Origin of the sequence: Microlunatus ginsengisoli, assembly GCF_039537205.1 — a bacterium.
GTDB lineage: Bacteria > Actinomycetota > Actinomycetes > Propionibacteriales > Propionibacteriaceae > Microlunatus > Microlunatus ginsengisoli.
Genome location: NZ_BAABAB010000010.1, coordinates 336,895 through 354,157 on the forward strand (window position 1 = coordinate 336,895; position 17,263 = coordinate 354,157).

Annotated in this window: 16 protein-coding genes; 5 read left to right on the forward strand and 11 right to left on the reverse strand. The window is 70.6% G+C overall.

From position 1 onward, the window contains the following. Positions 1-337 precede the first annotated feature (337 nt). The 4 genes from ABD747_RS08750 to ABD747_RS08765 are packed head-to-tail and all read right to left on the reverse strand — an operon-like array spanning position 338 to position 3,532. Positions 338-742: a Fur family transcriptional regulator gene (locus ABD747_RS08750; protein ID WP_344803456.1), complete on the reverse strand. Its 405-nt coding sequence runs from the start codon at positions 740-742 to the stop codon at positions 338-340. Positions 743-795: 53 nt separating this feature from the next. Next, positions 796-1,797 (reverse strand): metal ABC transporter permease, encoded by a 1,002-nt coding sequence (locus ABD747_RS08755; RefSeq protein ID WP_344803594.1) that lies wholly within the window; start codon positions 1,795-1,797, stop codon positions 796-798. Further along, positions 1,797-2,582 (reverse strand): metal ABC transporter ATP-binding protein, encoded by a 786-nt coding sequence (locus ABD747_RS08760; RefSeq protein ID WP_344803458.1) that lies wholly within the window; start codon positions 2,580-2,582, stop codon positions 1,797-1,799. Before ABD747_RS08760 ends, ABD747_RS08755 begins: the two co-directional genes overlap by 1 nt. Beyond that, the gene (locus ABD747_RS08765; protein WP_344803460.1) at positions 2,579-3,532 is read right to left on the reverse strand and encodes a metal ABC transporter substrate-binding protein; all 954 of its coding nucleotides are present in this window, start codon (positions 3,530-3,532) and stop codon (positions 2,579-2,581) included. Before ABD747_RS08765 ends, ABD747_RS08760 begins: the two co-directional genes overlap by 4 nt. A gap of 276 nt (positions 3,533-3,808) precedes the next feature. On the opposite strand from ABD747_RS08765, the gene ABD747_RS08770 reads away from it, so the two are divergent. Genes ABD747_RS08770 through ABD747_RS08790 form a run of 5 tightly spaced genes read left to right on the forward strand, consistent with a single transcriptional unit; the run spans position 3,809 to position 8,084 of the window. Further along, on the forward strand, positions 3,809-4,858 hold the full coding sequence (locus tag ABD747_RS08770; RefSeq protein WP_344803462.1) for a sulfate ABC transporter substrate-binding protein: 1,050 nt from the start codon (positions 3,809-3,811) through the stop codon (positions 4,856-4,858). Next, positions 4,855-5,730: a sulfate ABC transporter permease subunit CysT gene (gene cysT, locus ABD747_RS08775; protein ID WP_344803464.1), complete on the forward strand. Its 876-nt coding sequence runs from the start codon at positions 4,855-4,857 to the stop codon at positions 5,728-5,730. Before ABD747_RS08770 ends, cysT begins: the two co-directional genes overlap by 4 nt. Further along, entirely contained in the window at positions 5,723-6,616 is an 894-nt protein-coding gene (locus ABD747_RS08780) for a sulfate ABC transporter permease (protein WP_344803466.1), read from the forward strand. Before cysT ends, ABD747_RS08780 begins: the two co-directional genes overlap by 8 nt. Positions 6,617-6,627: 11 nt before the next feature. Continuing rightward, positions 6,628-7,647, forward strand: a complete 1,020-nt coding sequence (locus tag ABD747_RS08785; protein WP_344803468.1) for a sulfate/molybdate ABC transporter ATP-binding protein — start codon at positions 6,628-6,630, stop codon at positions 7,645-7,647. Beyond that, on the forward strand, positions 7,647-8,084 hold the full coding sequence (locus tag ABD747_RS08790) for an RrF2 family transcriptional regulator (RefSeq protein ID WP_344803470.1): 438 nt from the start codon (positions 7,647-7,649) through the stop codon (positions 8,082-8,084). The genes ABD747_RS08785 and ABD747_RS08790 overlap by 1 nt, the downstream gene beginning before the upstream one ends. Here the strand turns inward: ABD747_RS08790 and ABD747_RS08795 are convergent. The 7 genes from ABD747_RS08795 to ABD747_RS08825 all read right to left on the reverse strand — a co-directional run bounded on the left by ABD747_RS08795 (position 8,054) and on the right by ABD747_RS08825 (position 17,097). Further along, the gene (locus tag ABD747_RS08795; protein ID WP_344803472.1) at positions 8,054-8,341 is read right to left on the reverse strand and encodes a PNPOx family protein; all 288 of its coding nucleotides are present in this window, start codon (positions 8,339-8,341) and stop codon (positions 8,054-8,056) included. The two genes, ABD747_RS08790 and ABD747_RS08795, sit on opposite strands and share 31 nt — an antisense overlap. After that, complete coding sequence (locus tag ABD747_RS08800) at positions 8,331-10,076, reverse strand: ABC transporter ATP-binding protein (protein ID WP_344803474.1); 1,746 nt, start codon at positions 10,074-10,076, stop codon at positions 8,331-8,333. The genes ABD747_RS08795 and ABD747_RS08800 overlap by 11 nt, the downstream gene beginning before the upstream one ends. Continuing rightward, a complete protein-coding gene (locus ABD747_RS08805) occupies positions 10,069-12,420 on the reverse strand; it encodes a sulfatase-like hydrolase/transferase (protein ID WP_344803476.1) in 2,352 nt (783 codons plus the stop codon). Before ABD747_RS08805 ends, ABD747_RS08800 begins: the two co-directional genes overlap by 8 nt. Next, on the reverse strand, positions 12,417-13,295 hold the full coding sequence (locus ABD747_RS08810; protein WP_344803478.1) for an ABC transporter permease: 879 nt from the start codon (positions 13,293-13,295) through the stop codon (positions 12,417-12,419). Before ABD747_RS08810 ends, ABD747_RS08805 begins: the two co-directional genes overlap by 4 nt. Continuing rightward, entirely contained in the window at positions 13,292-14,251 is a 960-nt protein-coding gene (locus tag ABD747_RS08815) for an ABC transporter permease (RefSeq protein ID WP_344803480.1), read from the reverse strand. The genes ABD747_RS08810 and ABD747_RS08815 overlap by 4 nt, the downstream gene beginning before the upstream one ends. Positions 14,252-14,258: 7 nt before the next feature. Beyond that, the gene (locus ABD747_RS08820; RefSeq protein ID WP_344803482.1) at positions 14,259-15,857 is read right to left on the reverse strand and encodes an ABC transporter substrate-binding protein; all 1,599 of its coding nucleotides are present in this window, start codon (positions 15,855-15,857) and stop codon (positions 14,259-14,261) included. Between the two features lie 259 nt (positions 15,858-16,116). After that, a complete protein-coding gene (locus tag ABD747_RS08825; protein WP_344803484.1) occupies positions 16,117-17,097 on the reverse strand; it encodes a TauD/TfdA dioxygenase family protein in 981 nt (326 codons plus the stop codon). Positions 17,098-17,263 lie beyond the last annotated feature (166 nt).

Below are 17,263 nucleotides of genomic sequence, written 5' to 3' on the forward strand. Positions count from 1 at the left end.
CATTTTCCGGCCGCGGCGGGGTTTGAGCTTGGCTGTCAGGGGCGGCGCGCTGTGGTGGTGGTCCGGCCCAGGTTCCGCCCGTGGCGGGGTTTTCGGGGCGCCGCGGGTCGATCCGGCCCCCATTTCCCGCCGCGGCGGGGTTTGAGCCTGGCTGTCAGCGGCGGCGCACTGTCGCGGTGGTCCGGCCCAGATTCCACCCGTGGCGGGATTTTTCGGGGCGCCGCGGGTCGATTCGGCCCCCATTTTCCAGCCGTGGCGGGGTGTTGCGCCCGGCGGAGAGGCGTACGCGCGCGGCGACGTACGTGCCGCAACAGGGTGGACGCCCCTGCCGGCTGCCTCAGCAGTCGCTGCAGGTGCCGAAGATCTCGAGCTCGTGGCTGACCTCGCGAAAGCCGTGCCGCTCCGCGATCGCGGCGGCCCAGGTCTCGACGGCGGGCCCGGTGACCTCGACCGTACGTCCGCAGTTGCGGCAGACCAGATGGTGATGGTGCCCGCCGGAACAGCGCCGGTAGGCGGTCTCCCCGTCGGCGGTCCGGATCGCGTCCAGCTCACCGGCGTCGGCCATCAGCTGGAGGTTGCGATAGACCGTGGTGAGCCCGACCGCCTCGCCGCGATGCCGCAGATCGTCGTGGATCTGCTGCGCGGTGCGGAACTCGGCCAGTTCCTGCACGACCTCCTCGACCGCGACCCGCTGCCGGGTCCGCCGCTGCGCGGGCGCCCCGGCGCCGGTGCCTTCGATCACGGTCCGCCCCCTTCCTCGTCCTCGGTGCTCGTCATGATGAGGGCTCGTCATCATCAGTGCTCGTCATAGTGGTCGGCGTGCACCGCGTGGCGGTGTCCCTCGTGGATGAAGTCGTCGTGATCGCCGTGCCGCACCCGTGCGTGCCCGCAGTTCGGGCCGTGCTCGTGCGGGTGTCCCTCGTCCACGGCGACGTGCGGGCTGACCAGCTCGGGCTCGTCGTCGTCGCACGGCTCGACCGATGGTGCCCTGCGCCGGCGCCGAGCCAACACCGAGACCGGCCAGCTGATCATGAACACCACGATCGCCAGCACCACGATCAAGGCGCCGGGAGCGGTGTCGGCATAGAACGAACCGGCCGCGCCGCCGACCGCGACCACCACGCCGATGGCCATCGAGCACCAGAAGGAGGCGAACAGCCCCCGGGCCAGGTTCTGCGCCGCGGCCACCGGCACCACCATCATCGCGCTGACCAGCAGCAGCCCGACGGTCCGCATCGCCAGCGTCACCGTCACCGCGGCCAGCACCACGATCATGATGTTGTAGACCCGGACCCGCAGCCCCTGGGCGCGGGCGAACTCCTCGTCGGTGCTCACCGCGAACAGCTGCGGGGCGAGCCCGATCGTCAGCACCAGCACCACGACCGCCAGCACCGCGACCAGGCCGAGATCGCCGGTGGTCACCGTGGTGAGCGATCCGAACAGATACTGCGACAGGGCGCCGGTGCCCGCTCCGGCGATCCCCGACATCAGCACCCCGGCCGCCAGCCCGCCGTAGAACAAGATGGCCAGCCCGACGTCGCCGGTCGCCTTCCCCTGCTGGCGGAGCACCTCGACGATCACCGCGCCGACCACGCAGACGACGACGGCGATCGGCAGCGGGGCCTGCCCGGTCAGCAGGGCGAGTCCGACGCCGGCGATCGCCACGTGACCGAGGCCGTCGCCGAGCAGGCTGAGCCGGCGCTGCACGATGTACGTCCCGATCGCCGGCGCGATCAGCCCGGTCAGCAGCGCCGCCAACAGCGCCCGCTGCATGAACGGATAGCCGAGCAGCTCGATCACGATTCACCACCCAGGAGGGAGCGGTCCAGGCCCGATCGGTCCAGCAGGGCACCGGGTGCCGGGTCGGCATGGTGGCCGTGGTGATGGTGGCCCTGGCCGAGGGACCCGAGCGGGCCGTCGTGCACCACCCGGCCCTCGCGCAGCACCACCGCCCGATCGATCAGCCCGCCGAGCGGCCCGACCTCGTGCAGCACGACGAGCACCGCGACGTCCCGGGCGAGCAGCCGGCCCAGTACGTCGGCCAGCACGTGCTGGTGCTCCAGGTCGACGCCGGCGTTGGGCTCGTCCAAGACCAGCAACTCGGGCCGGGTGGCCAGCGCCCGGGCGATCAGCACCCGCTGTTGCTGGCCGCCGGACAGCCGGCGCAGTTCGTCCCCGGCGCGGTCGGACATGCCGACGACCTCCAGCGACTCCGCGACGGCGTGCCGATCGCTCCGGCGAGGCGGCACGAACGGGCGTCGATGGGCCAGCCGGCCGGCGGCGACGACCTCCCGCACCAGCGCATTGCTGAGGGCGGCGGTGGAGCGCTGGGGGACGTACCCGACCCGGCGCCAGGCGCGGAACTGGCGCAGCGGCGTGCCGAACAGCCGGACCTCGCCCCGCTGGTGCGGGGTGAGTCCGAGCAGAGCGCGGACCAGGGTCGACTTGCCGGACCCGTTGCCGCCCAGCAGGGTGACGGCCTCGCCAGGGGCGACGGTGATCCCGACCCCGCGCAGCACCGGCAGGCCGCCGAGCTCGACGCTCAGGTCAGCGGCGGCCAGCGCCGGCCCGTTCGTGCTCATCCGCACCCGTTGGCCGTGGTCAGGGCGGTGAGGTTGGACGCCATGACCGAAAGGTAGTCGTCGCCGCGGGAGCTGTCGGTGATGCCCTCGATCGGATCGAGGACGTCGGTCTTCAGGCCCAGGTCGCCGGCGATCGATTGGGCCACCGCGGGGGAGACCAGGGTCTCGTAGAAGATCGTGGTGACGTGATGCTCGCGGGCGATCTGCTGCACCTCGGCGATCCGCGCGGGGGAGGGCTCGCTGTCCGGGCTCAGCCCGTTGATGCCCACCTGCTCCAGGCCGTAGCGCCGGGCGAGATAGCCGAACGCCGCATGGGTAGTGATGAACTCGCGCAGCCGGCAGGTCTGCAACGTGGTGCGGTACTGCTTGTCGAGCGAGAGCAGCTGGCCGTCGAGCTCCCGCGCGTTCCCGCTGTAGTCCGACGCGTGCGCACGGTCGATCTGGATCAGCCGGTCCCGCACCGCATTGGTGATAGTGACCATGTTGTTCGGGTCCAGCCAGACGTGCGGGTCCAGTCCGGAGTGCTCGTGCTCCTCGCCCTCGGCCGCCTGCTCGTGGTCGTGCTCGTCGGCCTCTGACAGCGGCGACAGTGGTACGACCGTCGCCGTGTCCAGCACGTTCGGGTTGCCGCTCTGGGCCACCGCCTCGTCGACGGCGGCCTGGAACGACTTCTCGTAGATGACCAGGTCCGCCGAGCTGATCGACGCGACCTGCTTCGGGGTGAGCTCCAGATCGTGCGGCTCCGCCCCCGGCGCGGTCAGGCTGGTGACCACGGCGTGGTCTCCCGCGACGCGCTCGGCGACGAACTGGAACGGATAGAAGGCGGCGACGATCGACAGCTGACCCGGCTGCCGCTCTTCGGCCGCCGTTCCCGCCGGTGCGCACGCCGAGGCAAGGAGAAGTACGGCGCCGATCAGGGCGCCCCCGAGAGCGCGCGAGGAGAACTTCACGAAAATGATTTTCATGTAGATCTGACTCGCTCGTCAAATCGGCCCGGAAACTGTGCAGCTCTTGCGGTCCGGATCGTTTCAACGTTGCCGCTTCTGCACAGTTTCTGGGCAACGAGGTGGCCGGGTGGCCCGGTGTGCCGGGTGGCCGGGTGGCGGGGCGGCGGGATCTCGGTGGGCGAGATGATGTTTTCGGAGCATTCCGACTAGTTCTATATTGCCTGGCGACCTACTAGGAAATAGCGGGACGAAGGTCCCGCCGCAGATCGGGGTTTGATCATGGCTGTCATCACGCGTCGCCGCGTCCTTGCCTCCGCCGCCGGAGCTCTCGCCGCCGGCCTCGCCGCATCGCTCACCGGCTGCGTCGGGGGAGCCGCGCAGCCCGCCTCGGAGGCTTCCGGGACGACCACCCTCCATCTGGTCGGCTTCGCCGTGCCGAAGGAGGCCAACAACGCGATCCAGAAGAAGTTCGCCGAGACGCCACAGGGCAAGGGTGTGGTCTGGCAGGAGTCCTACGGTGCCTCGGGCGACCAGAGCCGGGCCGTCGTCAACGGGCTCAAGGCCGACTACGTGAACTTCTCGCTCGAGGGCGACGTCACCCGGCTGGTGAAGGCCGGTCTGGTCGCGGACAGCTGGAACTCCGGTCCGACCAAGGGGATCGTCTCCGACTCGGTCGTCGTGATCGTGGTGCCGAAGGGCAATCCGCAGGGCATCAAGGACTGGGCCGACCTGACCAAACCGGGCGTCAAGATCATCACGCCGAACCCGGCGTCGTCCGGTTCGGCTCGCTGGAACATCCTCGCGGCCTACCAGCAGGTGATCGCGAACGGTGGCAGCGAAGCGGACGCGAAGGCCTACCTGACCAAGTTCTTCGACAACGTCGTCGCCCTGCCCGGCAGTGGCCGCGATGCGACCAACGCGTTCCTGCAGGGTTCGGGCAACGTGCTGATCTCGTACGAGAACGAGGCCATCCTCGCCCGGCAGTCCGGTGAGGACTTCGACTACATCGTGCCGGACGCGACGCTCAAGATCGAGAACCCTGGCGCGGTGCTGAAGGACGCCAACCCCAAGGCGACCGACTACCTGAACTTCGTCCTGAGCACCGCGGGCCAGGAGGAGTTCGTGAAGAAGGGCTTCCGGCCGGTGATCGCGGACACCCCGATCGGCACGGTCGAGGGCGCCAACGACCCCAGCAACCCGTTCCCGGTGCCGAGCAAGCTGTTCACCATCGCCGATCTGGGCGGTTGGACCGCGGTGAACGAGAAGTTCTTCGACGAGAAGACCGGGGTCGTGCCGCAGATCCAGGCCGCCACCGGCAAGTCGCAGTGACCAGCTCGGCTCTCGCGCCACTCGTCGAGCACCCCGACGAAGCGCCGTCGCCGGCCCGCCCCGGTCGGCGGCGGCGCCGCAGCACCACGTCGCTGACGCCGGTGGCCGGACTCGGCCTCGGCATCACCATGATCTGGTTCAGCGTGCTGGTGTTGATCCCGCTGCTGGCGATCCTGATCCAGGCATCCGAGGGCGGCTGGCAGGCCTACTGGGACGCACTGACCAGCCCGCAGACCGCGGCCGCGCTCCGGCTCACCGTCAGCCAGGCGCTGCTCGTCACCTGCGTGAACGTCGTGATGGGCACCGCGATCGCCTGGGTCCTGGTCCGGGACCGGTTCTGGGGCAAGCAATTCCTCGAGGTGGTGATCGACATCCCGTTCGCGCTGCCGACCATCGTCGCCGGTCTGGTGCTGCTCAGCCTGTACGGTCCGTCCAGCCCGCTCGGGGTCGACTGGGCCAACACTCGGATCGCGGTCTTCTTGGCCTTCCTGTTCGTGACGCTGCCGTTCGTGGTCCGCACCGTGCAGCCGGTGCTGCTGGAGCTGGAGCCCGAGGTCGAGGAGGCCGCGGCCTCCCTCGGGGCCAGCCGGTTCACCACGTTCCGGACCATCATCCTGCCCGCGCTCGCGCCGGCCATCACCTCCGGCGCCGCGCTCAGCTTCGCCCGCGGGATCAGCGAGTACGGCTCGCTGGTCCTGCTCTCGGGCAACCTGCCCTACTCGACCGAAGTCGCCTCCGTCCGGATCCTGTCCTACGTCGAGGGCGACAAGCTCACCGAGGCCGCTGCGGTGGCCTCCATCCTGCTGGTGGTGGCCCTGATCGTGATCGTGCTGCTCGACATCATCTCCCGGAGGGTGGCCCGCCGTGGCTGAGGTCATCGTCCGGCCACCGACGCCGCCGATGGGCTCGGCCACGCCCACCCGCGGCAAGGTGGTCACCGTCCGCAGCCGCTCGGCCTTCCGCTGGGTGCTCCGGCTGATCGTGGTCGGCTACCTGTTCTTCCTGGTCATCTGGCCGGTAGCCCTGGTGGCCAAGGCGACCTTCTCCCGCGGACTCGCTCCGGTGATCGACGCGCTCCGCCAGCCCGATGTGATCTTCGCGTTCCAGCTCACCTTGTCGGTGGCATTCTGGGCGGTGCTGATCAACACGATCTTCGGCGTGGTCATCTCGCTGCTGCTGACGCGGTACACCTTCCCCGGCCGGCGCGCCCTGTCGGCGATGATCGACGTCCCGCTGTCGGTGTCCCCGATCGTGGTCGGGCTGGCGTTGCTGCTGGTCTACAGCGGACGTACCGGCTGGCTCGGCGGCGCACTGGAGTCGGCCGGCCTGCAGATCGTCTACGCGCCGCCGGGAATGATCATGGCCACCGCCTTCGTCAGCCTGCCGCTGGTCATCCGTGAGCTGGTGCCGGTGCTGAACGAGATCGGCACCGATCAGGAGCAGGCCGCGCGGAGCCTCGGCGCATCGGCACTGCAGTCGTTCGCCCGGATCACCCTGCCGGCGATCAAGTGGGCCCTGCTCTACGGCGTCGTGCTCAGCCTGGCCCGCTCGCTCGGCGAGTTCGGCGCGGTCAAGATCGTCTCCGGCGGGGTGGCGATGCGCACCCAGACCGCGACCTTGCTGGTCGAGGAGCGCTACCAGCAGTTCGGTGTCGACAACACCATCACCGCCTACACCGCGGCCTTCATCCTGGCCCTGATCGCCGTCGTGGCGCTGGTGGTCGTGACCAGCCTGCGACCCAAGACGACCGAGAACTGAGAGAACTCCCGATGAGCATCAAGATCTCCGGTGTCGGCAAGCGCTTCGGCGACTTCGTCGCGCTGTCCGACATCGACCTCGACATCCCGTCCGGGCAGCTGACCGCGCTGCTCGGACCGAGCGGTGGTGGGAAGTCCACCCTGTTGCGGATCATCGCCGGCCTGGAGCTGTCCGACACCGGCACGGTGGAGATCGAGGGCACCGACGCCACCGACCTCCCGGCGCAGAAGCGCAACGTCGGCTTCGTCTTCCAGCACTACGCCGCCTTCCGGCACATGGACGTAGCGGCCAACGTCGGCTTCGGGCTCAAGATCAGGAAACGTCCGAAGAAGGAGATCGCGGCCAAGGTCGACGAGCTGCTGTCCCTGGTGCACCTGTCCCAGTTCGCCGACCGCCTGCCGGCGCAACTGTCCGGGGGCCAGCGGCAGCGGATGGCACTCGCCCGGGCGCTGGCCATCGAGCCGAAGGTGCTGCTGCTGGACGAGCCGTTCGGCGCGCTGGACGCCAAGGTCCGCAAGGAGCTCCGGGCGTGGCTGCGCCGGCTGCACGACGAGGTGCACGTGACGACGGTGTTCGTCACCCACGACCAGGAGGAGGCGCTCGAGGTCGCCGACCAGATCGTGGTGATCAACAACGGCCGGATCGAACAGGTCGGCGGCCCCGACGAGCTGTACGACGCACCCGCGTCGGAGTTCGTGATGAGCTTTCTCGGCCCGGTCACGCTGCTCGACGGCCGGTTGGTCCGGCCGCACGACATCGAGGTGGTCGCGGTCCCGTTCCCCGACTCCTACGCCGGGCACATCCTGCGCTTCAGCCGGGTCGGCTTCGAGGTCCGGCTGGAGGTCGCGCTGGTCGACCGGCCCGAGGCGCCCCCGGTGCTGATCACCCTGACCCGGGCCGAGGCGACCGCCAAGCGGCTCGAGGAGGGCGCCCCGGTCTGGGTGAAGCCGGTCGAGGGGGCCTCACAGATCGCGGTCAGCGTGGAGACCGAGACCGTCGAGGAGACCCTGGTCAGCGAGCTCGCCGGCTGATGCAGGTCACCGCCCGGCTGGACTACGCGCTGCAGACGATGCTCGCCGTCGCCGAGGCGCGCGGCGAGCCGACGTCGACCGCGGCGCTGGCCGACCGGCTCGACATCTCCTATCACTACTTGTTGTCCGTGGTCGGGGAGCTGCGCCGGGCCGGGCTGCTGCGGGTCCGTCGCGGCGCGGCGGGCGGTCTGTTGCTGGCCCGCCCGCCGGAGGAGATCACGCTCGGCGACGTGGTGGTGGCGGTGGACGGGCCGTTGGTCCTGCCGGATCACGAGGCCGCCGATCTCGGCCGCGCTGGAGGCTGCTCGGAGTATCTGCGCGAACTGTGGCTCTCCGCCCACCGGGCCATGCTTGCCGTGTTCAGCGAGATCCCGCTGACCCAGGCGCGAGCCGCCCTGGAGAACGATCAAGGAGCGCTCGGGGCCGCGGTGCCGTAGCGGCCGCCGGCGAAGACCAGCGGAGCGTACGGCCGGCGCTGCTCGAACCGGTCGAGCAGGACGATCAGGATCCGGTGGTCCCCGGCCGGAACCTGCCTGACGACCGGGTCGCGCCCGTCGTCGGCGGTCACCACTCCTACGCCCGCCGCGCGGCCCCGAAACGCGGAGCGGTACGACCAGGCGTCCAGCGGTACCCGTTCCGGGACGGGCCACTCGGCCGCGACCGCCCGGGGCAGCCGGGCAGGGTCAGCGCGCACGACGTACCCGCTGCTCGACCGGGTCCGGCACCGGTAGGGAGCGCACCAACTGACGGGTGTAGGTCTCCCGAGGCCGGAGCAGGACGTCGCGGGTGGGTCCGGTCTCGACCATCCGGCCGTTCCGCAGCACGACGACCTCGTCGCTCACCTCGTGCACCACGGCCAGGTCGTGGCTGATGAACAGGCAGGCGAACCCGTGCTGGGCCTGCAGCTCGCGGAACAGGGCAAGGATGCGGGCCTGGACCGACACGTCCAGCGCCGATGTCGGCTCGTCGGCGATCAGCAGCTCCGGACGAAGGGCGAGCGCGCGGGCCAGCGCGACCCGCTGGCGCTGGCCGCCGGACAGCTCGTGCGGCAACCGGCGGTCGAACTCGGCCGGCAGGGCGACCTCGTCCAGCAGCTGCCGGACCCGGGCGCGCAGCTCCGCACCCGACGCCGCCCGGTGCACCAGCAGCGGCTCGGCGATGCTCTCGCCGACCGTCAGCAGCGGGTCGAGGGTGGATGCCGGGTCCTGGTGGACCACTCCCAGCCGGCCGCGGAGCCGCCGCAGCTCGGCGCCGCTGACGCCTGCCGATTCCGGACCGGCCAGCTCCGTCCCGGCCAAGGCGATCCGGCCCAGCGCCGCGGGCAGGTTTCCGACCGCTGCCCGGGCCAGTGTCGTCTTGCCCGAGCCGGACTCGCCGACAACGCCCAGCACCGTCCCGGCCGGGACGGCGAGCGTGACGTCGTGCAGGGCGCGCACGGACGGGCGGCCGAGCCGGCCCGGGTAGTCGATGCTGACCTCGTCGAAGCTCAGCGCGGTGGTGCGGGTCGCGCGGGTGGCGTCGCGGCCCGCAGCGGCGGTGGCCTCGGGCTCACCGGCCGGTAGCCGAGGCACGGCCGCCAGCAGCTCGCGGGTGTAGTCGGTGAACGGGTCGCTGAACAACGACACGACCTCGCCGCGCTCCACCATCCGGCTCTGCCGCATCACCAGCACCCGGTCGGCCAGGTCCGCGACCACCCCCATGTTGTGGGTGATCAGCAAGATCGCGGTGCCGAGCCGCCGGCGCAGACCGTCCAGCAACTCGAGGATCTCGGCCTGGACGGTGACGTCGAGGGCGGTGGTGGGTTCATCGGCGATCAGCAGCACCGGATCGTTCGCCAGCGCTAGCGCGATCACCACCCGTTGCTTCTGGCCGCCCGACAGCTGGTGCGGGTACGACCTGGCCCGCTGCTCGGGATCGGGGATGCCGACCAGCGCGAGCAGCTCGATCGCACGGGCTCGCGCCGCCGCGTTACCCAGCCTGCGGTGTGCCCGCAGCGCCTCCGTGAGCTGCCAGCCCACGGTCTTGACGGGATTGAGCGCGGTCTGCGGCTCCTGGAACACCATCGCGGCGAGCGTGCCGCGCACGCCCTGCCACTGCCTCTCCGTCGCGCCCAGCAGGTTCGGCTGCTCGTGCGCCGGCCGGGCCGACGGGTCGTCGGTCAGCCGGACCGACCCGGTCACCCGGGCCGAACGGGGAAGCAGGCCGAGCACCGCCTGGGCGGTGACGGTCTTGCCGGAGCCGGACTCGCCGACCAGGGCGAGCACCTCGCCCCGCTCCACCGAGAACGACACGTGGTCGACCGCCGGCCGGCCGGTGCCGAAATCGACCACCAGGTCGTCGATCCGCAGCACGGCGTCCGGCCGGACGGGCCGGGGGCCGGGCGGATCGACGCGCTCGGCCCGCGGCGCCGAAATGATCAGCTCAGTCATAGATCTTCGCTCCTTCGGCCCAGACTCGGGCGCGTTCGGCGGGGGCATCGGGGGTGAGTGGGCCGGGCTCGTAGCGGACCAGGTGCAGCTGTCCGGAGAAGGGATGGGATCCGTGCCGCCGCGATCGTTCCCAGTCGACCGGGCCACCGGCGTCGCGACCGACGCTGATCCCGGTGAACGGCGCCATCCCCAGCAGCTGGGGCAGCCCGGTCAGCACGACGCTGGAGTGACCGTCGCTCAGCTCGACGTCGAGCCGGAAGCGCGGGTGCGCTCGCAACCGAACGACCAAGCGCTGCTCGCCGAGTCCGAGCAGCAGCGGGGCGCTGCGATGAACGACGCCGTACGCGTTCACCAGGACGGTCGCCACCGGCTCGCCCCGGTCGTCGGTGTCGACGGCGAGCAGATAGCCGCCGCCCTGGTCGCCGTGGGCGAGCAGCACCCCGCCGTCGCCGGCACGCAGGGCGAACTCGACGATGATCGTCGCGTCGCGGTGCTGCACCAGCTGTGCGGAGCGAAACCGTTCCAGGGAGGGGGTTCCGGGCAGGATGGTGACCGGTTCGGCGAACCGGTCGTCGGTGGGCCGGCGCAGTGCGGACGCCGGTCCATGATCGTCCAGCGGGAACACCCGGTTGGTCCAGGCGACCCGTTCCCAGGCGGCGGCCAGTTCCGCGACGACGGCGGGATGCCGGCCGGCGAGATCGGTGGTCTCGGTCGGGTCGGCCGTCAGGTCGTAGAGCCGCCACTCGGTGTCGTCGAAGGGTGCACCGAATCGGTGCGCGGTGACGATTTTCCACTGCTCGGTCTGGTAGGAGCGGTTGCCCGCGGTCTCGCTGTATTGCGCTTGATGGACCACCTGGGCGTCCGGCGAGCGCAGGATGGTGGCCGCGCTCACCCCGTCGAACGGCTCCGCCGGCCGTCCCAACCGCTGCGCCAGCGGTGCGACGCCGGCCAGCTCGAGCAGGGTCGGGGTGAGGTCGGTCACGTGCACGTAATGATGGCGCAGCCGGTCCTCCGGGTGGCCGGCGCGACTCACGCCCAACCGCCCCGCCGGCCAGTGCACGACCAGCGGTGCCCGGATGCCGCCGGCGTAGGTGTCGCCCTTGAAAAGCCTGAACGGGGTGTTGGAGACCTCGCCCCAACCACGCGGGTAGTGCACCGTGGTCTGCGGACCGCCGATCAGCTCCAGATCGCGGTCGACGTCGCGATCCCAGTCGCCGGGCAGCCCGGCGACGTGCGCGAACTGGCTGAAATAGCTACGGGTGCCGTCGACGCCACCCTCGGCGGTGCCGCCGTTGTCGGAGGTGAACACGATGATCGTGTTGTCCAGGTCGCCGGTGGCGGCCAGCAGGTCGATCAGCCGGCCGACGCTGCGGTCGATGGCTCCCACCGCCCCGGCGTACGTCGCCATATAGCGGGCGAAGCGGTCCTGCTCGTCCACCCCGAGCGCGTCCCAGGACGGCACGTCGGGATCGGAGTCCGGCAGAGTCGTGCCCGGCGCGACGATGCCGAGCTCGAGCTGGCGCTCGAACCGCTGCCGGCGCAGTTCGGCCCAGCCCGCGCGGTAGCGATCGGCGTAGTGCGCGATGTCGTCCGGCCGTGCCTGGATCGGGCCGTGCACGGCGTGGTGGGCGAAGTAGAGCAGGAAGGGCTTGTCCGCGTCGGCCGCCCGCAGCCCCTTGATCATCTGCTCGGCCCGGGTCGTCAGTTCGTCGGTGAGATAGAAGTCGTCGGCGAACTCCTCGACCTGGAAGGGCGAGTTGTCCCAGACCAGCCGGTGTGGCGCATGCAGGCTGGTGAACCCTTCCAGGGAACCGAAGTAGCGGTCGAAGCCGCGCTGGAGCGGCCAGGACGAGCGGTCGGCCGCGTCGTGCTGCGAGCGGTCACCGGTCAGGTGCCACTTGCCGACCATGTAGGTCGCGTAGCCGGTGGCACGCAGCGACTCGGCCAGGGTCGGGACGTGCTCGGGGAGCTCGAACGCGTATGCGGGGTAGCCCGGGTCGGAGTTCGCCGGGAACGCGAAACCCACCTTGTGCGGGTTCACCCCGGTCAGCAAAGCCGCCCGGGAGGGCGAGCACAGCGGCGTGGTGTGGTAGTTGGTCGCCACCACGCCGCCGGCCGCCAGCCGGTCCAGGTTCGGCGTCTCGATCTCGCTGCCGAACGGGCCGATGTCGGCATAGCCCAGGTCGTCGACCAAGATCACGACGATGTTCGGGCTGTCCGGTCCGGCCCTGCGCTCCTCGGGCCAGGCCGGCCGCGACTGCGAGAACGTCCGGCCGACGGTGCCGGCGAAGCCCGCGTACGCGGCCTGCCGGCCATGCGTGCCGGACCCGTTCGTCGCGCTCATCGGACCACCCGCCTGGTCCGGCCGAGGGCGCGCGCCAGCAGCTGGAGAGCGAGCACCAAGATCACCACGACGGCGAGCGGTCCGAGCACGAGTCCCAGGTTGGCGTCGGCGTAGTCGATCCCGTCGCTGATCAGGCTGCCCAGTGACGGCGCCGGCGGCCGGATCCCGATGCCCAGGAAGCTCATCGCGCTCTCCACGAAGACCGCCAGCGACAGCGAGATGGCGAACTGGACCCCGAGCGGCTCGGCCGCGTTCGGCAGCACGTGCCGACGCAGCACTCGGACCCGGCCGGCGCCAACGGTCTCGGCGGCGTCGACGTACGGCAGCGAGCGCACCTTCAGGATCGAGCTGCGCAGCATCCGTGCGAAGATCGGCGTCTCCACCACCGCAATGACGATGATCACGGTGGTGGCGCCCGGACCGGCGATCGCGGTCAGCCCGATGGCGAAGATCAGCGTCGGGAAGGCGAGCACCAGGTCGAACAGCCGCTGCAGACCGACGTCCAGCCCGGACCAGAGGGTGCCGGAGAGTGCGGCCAGCGAGCCCAGCGCGGCGCCGATCGGGACGGCCACGAAGACGATCACCAGATCGGCCCGGGTGCCGTACACGGTCCGCGAGAGCACGTCCCGGTTCACCTGGTCGGTGCCGAGGGGGTGCGCCCAGCTCGGTGGCAGCAGGTTGGCGCCGGGGATCTGTTCGGTCGGTGAGTACGGCGCCAGCAGCGGTGCGGCGATCCCGACGGCGACCACCAGGCCGAGCAGGATGACGCCGGCCAGGCCCGGCCCATGACCGAGCGCCGCAAGCCAGGAACGGGTAGCCCGGCGTGAGTGCCGGACCTCACCCAGGTCCGGGCCCGGAGCAACGAGCACGCTCACGTCAGCCCTCCGATCCGGATCCGCGGGTCGAGGTAGGCATGCACGATGTCGGTGATCAGCTGGATGGCCACGAACACGGCCACCGACAGCAACAACAGCACCTGCACCACCGGGTAGTCCCGGCTGTCGATCGCATGTGCCGCCAACTGACCGAGACCGGGCCAGCTGAAGACCGCCTCGACCAGCACCGCGCCACCGAGCAGCGCACCCGCCTGGATGCCCAGCGCGGTCAGATAGGGCGGCAGGGCCGCGGGGAGGGCGTGGGCACGCAGGATCCGGCCGGGCCAGACACCGGCGGCACGGGCCGTGACGACGTACGGCGAACCGAGCTCGGTCCGCAGCGCCTCGGTCAGGAACCGGGTGAGAGAGGCGTACGCCGGCAGGGCGAGGCAGACGGCCGGCAGCACGAGATACTGCGCGGCGATGCCGGGTCGGGCGATGAAGCCGTCCGGCGGGGTGCCGCCGGTCGGCAGCACGGGGAAGACGATGCCGAAGAGGACCACCAGCAGCACCCCGGTGACAAAGGTCGGCAGGGCCAGCGCGAGCGTGTTCAGTCCGGTCAGGGCGGCGTCCACCGCACGGTGCCGGGTCTGCACCCAGACCAGCGCGGTGAGGATGCTCGCGCCCACCGCGAGCAGGGTCGCGGCACCGGCGAGCACCAGCGTGTTGACCAGCCCGGTCCGGACCAGGTCCGCGATCTGCCCGCCGATCATGTACGACCGGCCGAGGTCGCCGGTGAGCACACGGCCGAGCCAGGTCAGGTACTGCACCAGGAGCGGCTGGTCGAGGCCGAGCTCGTGCCGGATCGCCGCGATCGTCGCCGGCGGTGCATCGGGTCCGGCCAGCGTGCTGGCCGGGTCGCCGGGTACCAGCCGGAGGATGGCGAAGATCACGATCGAGGCCGCGAGCAGCACGGCCAGCGCCGACGGGAGCCGGCGGAGCAGATAGCGGGTCATGGCTCGATCACTCCTGCGCGACCCATGCGTCGGTGAGCTGTAGCTCGGACCGCTTCGTGTACGAGACGCCCTGCAGCTTGTTCGAGCGCGCCCACTGCGGCAGGACCACGGCGATCTCGGCCAGGAAGACGTTGTCCAGCAGGTCTTCGGACACCTTCGCGTAGGCGGCGACGGCCTCCCGCGACGTGCCGTCGGCGATCTGCCACGCGGCGTCGGCGTGGGCGATGTAGTCCTTGGACACGAACTGCGACGCGTTGTGGTGGGCATTGAACGGGTAGGCGCTGACCGTCAGGGTGGACGGCGTGTATTGCGCCCAGGAGTGGAACGTCGTCCACAGTCCCCGGAACTTCGCCCCGATCAGCTGCTTGACGAACTGGGCACCGTCGACCGGGTCCAGCTGGACCGGAATGCCGACCTCGGCCAGATTCGCCTGGACGATCGCGGCGGTGGCCTCCACCAGCGGGTTCGGGCTGGAGTAGGTGTACGGGATGGTCGGCACGGTGCCCACCTCGGCGACCAGTGCCTTGGCCTTCTCGACGTTGCGCTGGTAGTGGGTGTTGGCCGCCCGGTCGAACGCCGGCGAGTACGTCGGCCACGGCAGGTTCACCGGATAGCCCACGCCACGCAGCACCTCGTGCACGACCCGGTCCCGGTCCAGCGCGTATGCGATCGCCTGCCGCAGCCGGACGTCGTCCAGCGGTTTCGCGGTCACGTTGGCCCCGACGTACAGCTGGGTCTCCGCACCCTCCAGCCGGATGTCGGAGAAGCCGCCGGCCTTGACCAGGTTCTCGGTGTCGAGATAGCTGAGCCCGTCGGCGAAGTCCACCTGACCGGACTTCAGCGCCGACAGCAGCGCCTTCGCATCCGTGATGATCTTGGTCTCCACCGCGTCGGCGTAGGGCCGGTCCGGGATCCAGTAGTTCTCGTTGCGCTCGAAGCTGATCTTGGCGTTCGGCGTCCAGTTCGCCACCCTGAACGGGCCGGTGCCGATCAGCTTCTCACCGGTGCGCAGCTGGTCGATGGTCTGGCTGTCCACGATCGGCACCGTGTCCAGCAGGTCGAAGATGTTGCCGAGCGGATGATCGAACGTCAGCACCAGCCGGTGCGGATCACTGGTGTCGAAGAACGTGATCGCGTTCGCGGTGCTCTTCAGCTGGGCGGTCCAGAGCGGATCGCCGTAGGTCTTGATCGAGAACGCGGCGTCGGCGGAGGTGAACGGCCGGCCCGAGTGGAAGCTGACGTCGTCGCGCAGCCGCAGCTCCAGCGACCTTCCGTCGTTGCCGAGCTCCCACTCCGTCGCGAGCCGCGGCGTCGGCTTGACCGTGTCGCTGGGATAGCGGACCAGCGACTCGTACGCCAGCCCGATCACGGTGGTGATGCCCGCGGTGGAGTTGGTGAAGAAGTTGCCCGGGATGAGGTCCTCGGAGATGCCGGCATTGATCGTGCCGCCGCGCTGCGGCCCGCCGGTCCGGGCAGCCTGCTGGCCGCGGGCCTCGTGGACCGCCGAGGCGCAGCCCGCGGCGCCGAACAGCGTGCCGGCCAGTCCGGCGCCGGCCAGGCCCTGAAGGAGCATCCGGCGACTGACGGGCCGGGAGGTGATGGACATGGGAGGTGCCTTTCGAGGTGATGGGAGCGTGCTAACGCGCCCTGAGCTTGTCGAAGGCGGCGGAAGATCGGACCTTCGACAGGCTCAGGCCGCGTTGGGTCAGCGCGCAGCGGGCGCGAGCGCGCTGGAAAACTCGTGCGGGCGAGCGTCGGGTAGCGCAGCGCCGGCTCTGTCTGGACGATCGAACGAGCAGCCCTGCCGTGGTTGCGGCAGCGGCACGGTGACCGCGGCTGCGAGTGAGGGAGGAAGACAGAGCCTTTCAGCGCGGAGCGGGCGCGAGCGCGCTGGAGAAGTGCGTCGCGTCGCCCGAGCGCGGGCTGGAGGCGACGCCGTCGATGCTGAGCGGGATGTCGCCGGCCAGGGTGATCCGGTGCAGCACCCGCTTCTGGTCGCCGTAGTCGGCGACGCCGTAGTGCTGGGTGGCTCGGTTGTCCCAGATGGCCAGGTCGCCCGGGGACCAGTACCAGCGCACCGTGTTCTCCAGCCGGGTGACGTGGCGCTGCAGCAGGTTGAACAGGTCGGCTGAGTCGTGGGTGTTCAGTCCGACCAGCCGCTTGATGAAGTGGCCGAGCAGCAGCACCCGCTCGCCGGTCTCGGGATGCACCCGGACCACCGGATGCTCGGTCTCGAACACCTGGGACGCGAACTCGTCGCGGTAGGCCTGCTCCTTGACGTCGATCCCCCCGATCCGCTTCTCGTCCCGCTCGGCAACGTAGTCGTAGAGGTTGGTGTGGACCGCCCACAACTTCTCGGCCAGCGCCTTGAGCGCCGGGCTGAGCCGGCGGTAGGCCTCGGCGGAGTTGGCCCAGACCGTGGTGCCGCCGTAGGCCGGCAGCTGGACGGCGCGCAGCACGCTGATCGCGGGGATCCGGTCCACGAACGTGACGTCGGAGTGCCAGCTGTTGGCCTTGCCGTGATCGGAGTCGATCGGCAACACGGCGTGCTCGTTGCCGCGCACGGTCGGGTGGGGCAGGGTCGGCGTGCCGAGCAGGCTGGCGAACTCGTACTGCGCGGCATCGTCGAGATGATCTTGACCGGAGAAAAAGATCACCTTGTTGGCGAGCAGCGCGCGCCGGATCTCGGACACGACGTCGGGGTCGAGGTCACCACCGAGCCGGACGCCGCCGATCTTGGCGCCGATCGACTGGGTGACCTTGTCGACGGTGATCCACTGGTAGCCCGGCTCGAACGCCGTTCCGGTGCCGCGCTGGGTCTCGGGGCGGTCCTGGATGATGGTCATGACGGAAGTCCTTTCTGGACAGCGAGGGGACGGCGCGCCGCGGATGGGCGCGCAAGGGTCGGGCTCGGTCCTGACCGAGTCCCGTGGGGGACGGCGGGGCGTGGCCGCCGCTGGGGTCGTGCTGGGCCCGACGTCGGGGCCGTTCAGCCGAGGGTCAACACGAGCG

Excerpts from the sequence above, each read along its gene's own strand:
- ABD747_RS08760 (WP_344803458.1), bottom strand. The coding sequence starts at position 2,582 with ATGAGCACGAACGGGCCGGCGCTGGCCGCCGCTGACCTGAGCGTCGAG.
- ABD747_RS08770 (WP_344803462.1), top strand. The coding sequence starts at position 3,809 with ATGGCTGTCATCACGCGTCGCCGCGTCCTTGCCTCCGCCGCCGGAGCT.
- ABD747_RS08785 (WP_344803468.1), top strand. The coding sequence starts at position 6,628 with ATGAGCATCAAGATCTCCGGTGTCGGCAAGCGCTTCGGCGACTTCGTC.
- ABD747_RS08790 (WP_344803470.1), top strand. The coding sequence starts at position 7,647 with ATGCAGGTCACCGCCCGGCTGGACTACGCGCTGCAGACGATGCTCGCC.
- ABD747_RS08800 (WP_344803474.1), bottom strand. The coding sequence starts at position 10,076 with ATGACTGAGCTGATCATTTCGGCGCCGCGGGCCGAGCGCGTCGATCCG.
- ABD747_RS08805 (WP_344803476.1), bottom strand. The coding sequence starts at position 12,420 with ATGAGCGCGACGAACGGGTCCGGCACGCATGGCCGGCAGGCCGCGTAC.
- ABD747_RS08815 (WP_344803480.1), bottom strand. The coding sequence starts at position 14,251 with ATGACCCGCTATCTGCTCCGCCGGCTCCCGTCGGCGCTGGCCGTGCTG.
- ABD747_RS08820 (WP_344803482.1), bottom strand. The coding sequence starts at position 15,857 with ATGTCCATCACCTCCCGGCCCGTCAGTCGCCGGATGCTCCTTCAGGGC.
- ABD747_RS08825 (WP_344803484.1), bottom strand. The coding sequence starts at position 17,097 with ATGACCATCATCCAGGACCGCCCCGAGACCCAGCGCGGCACCGGAACG.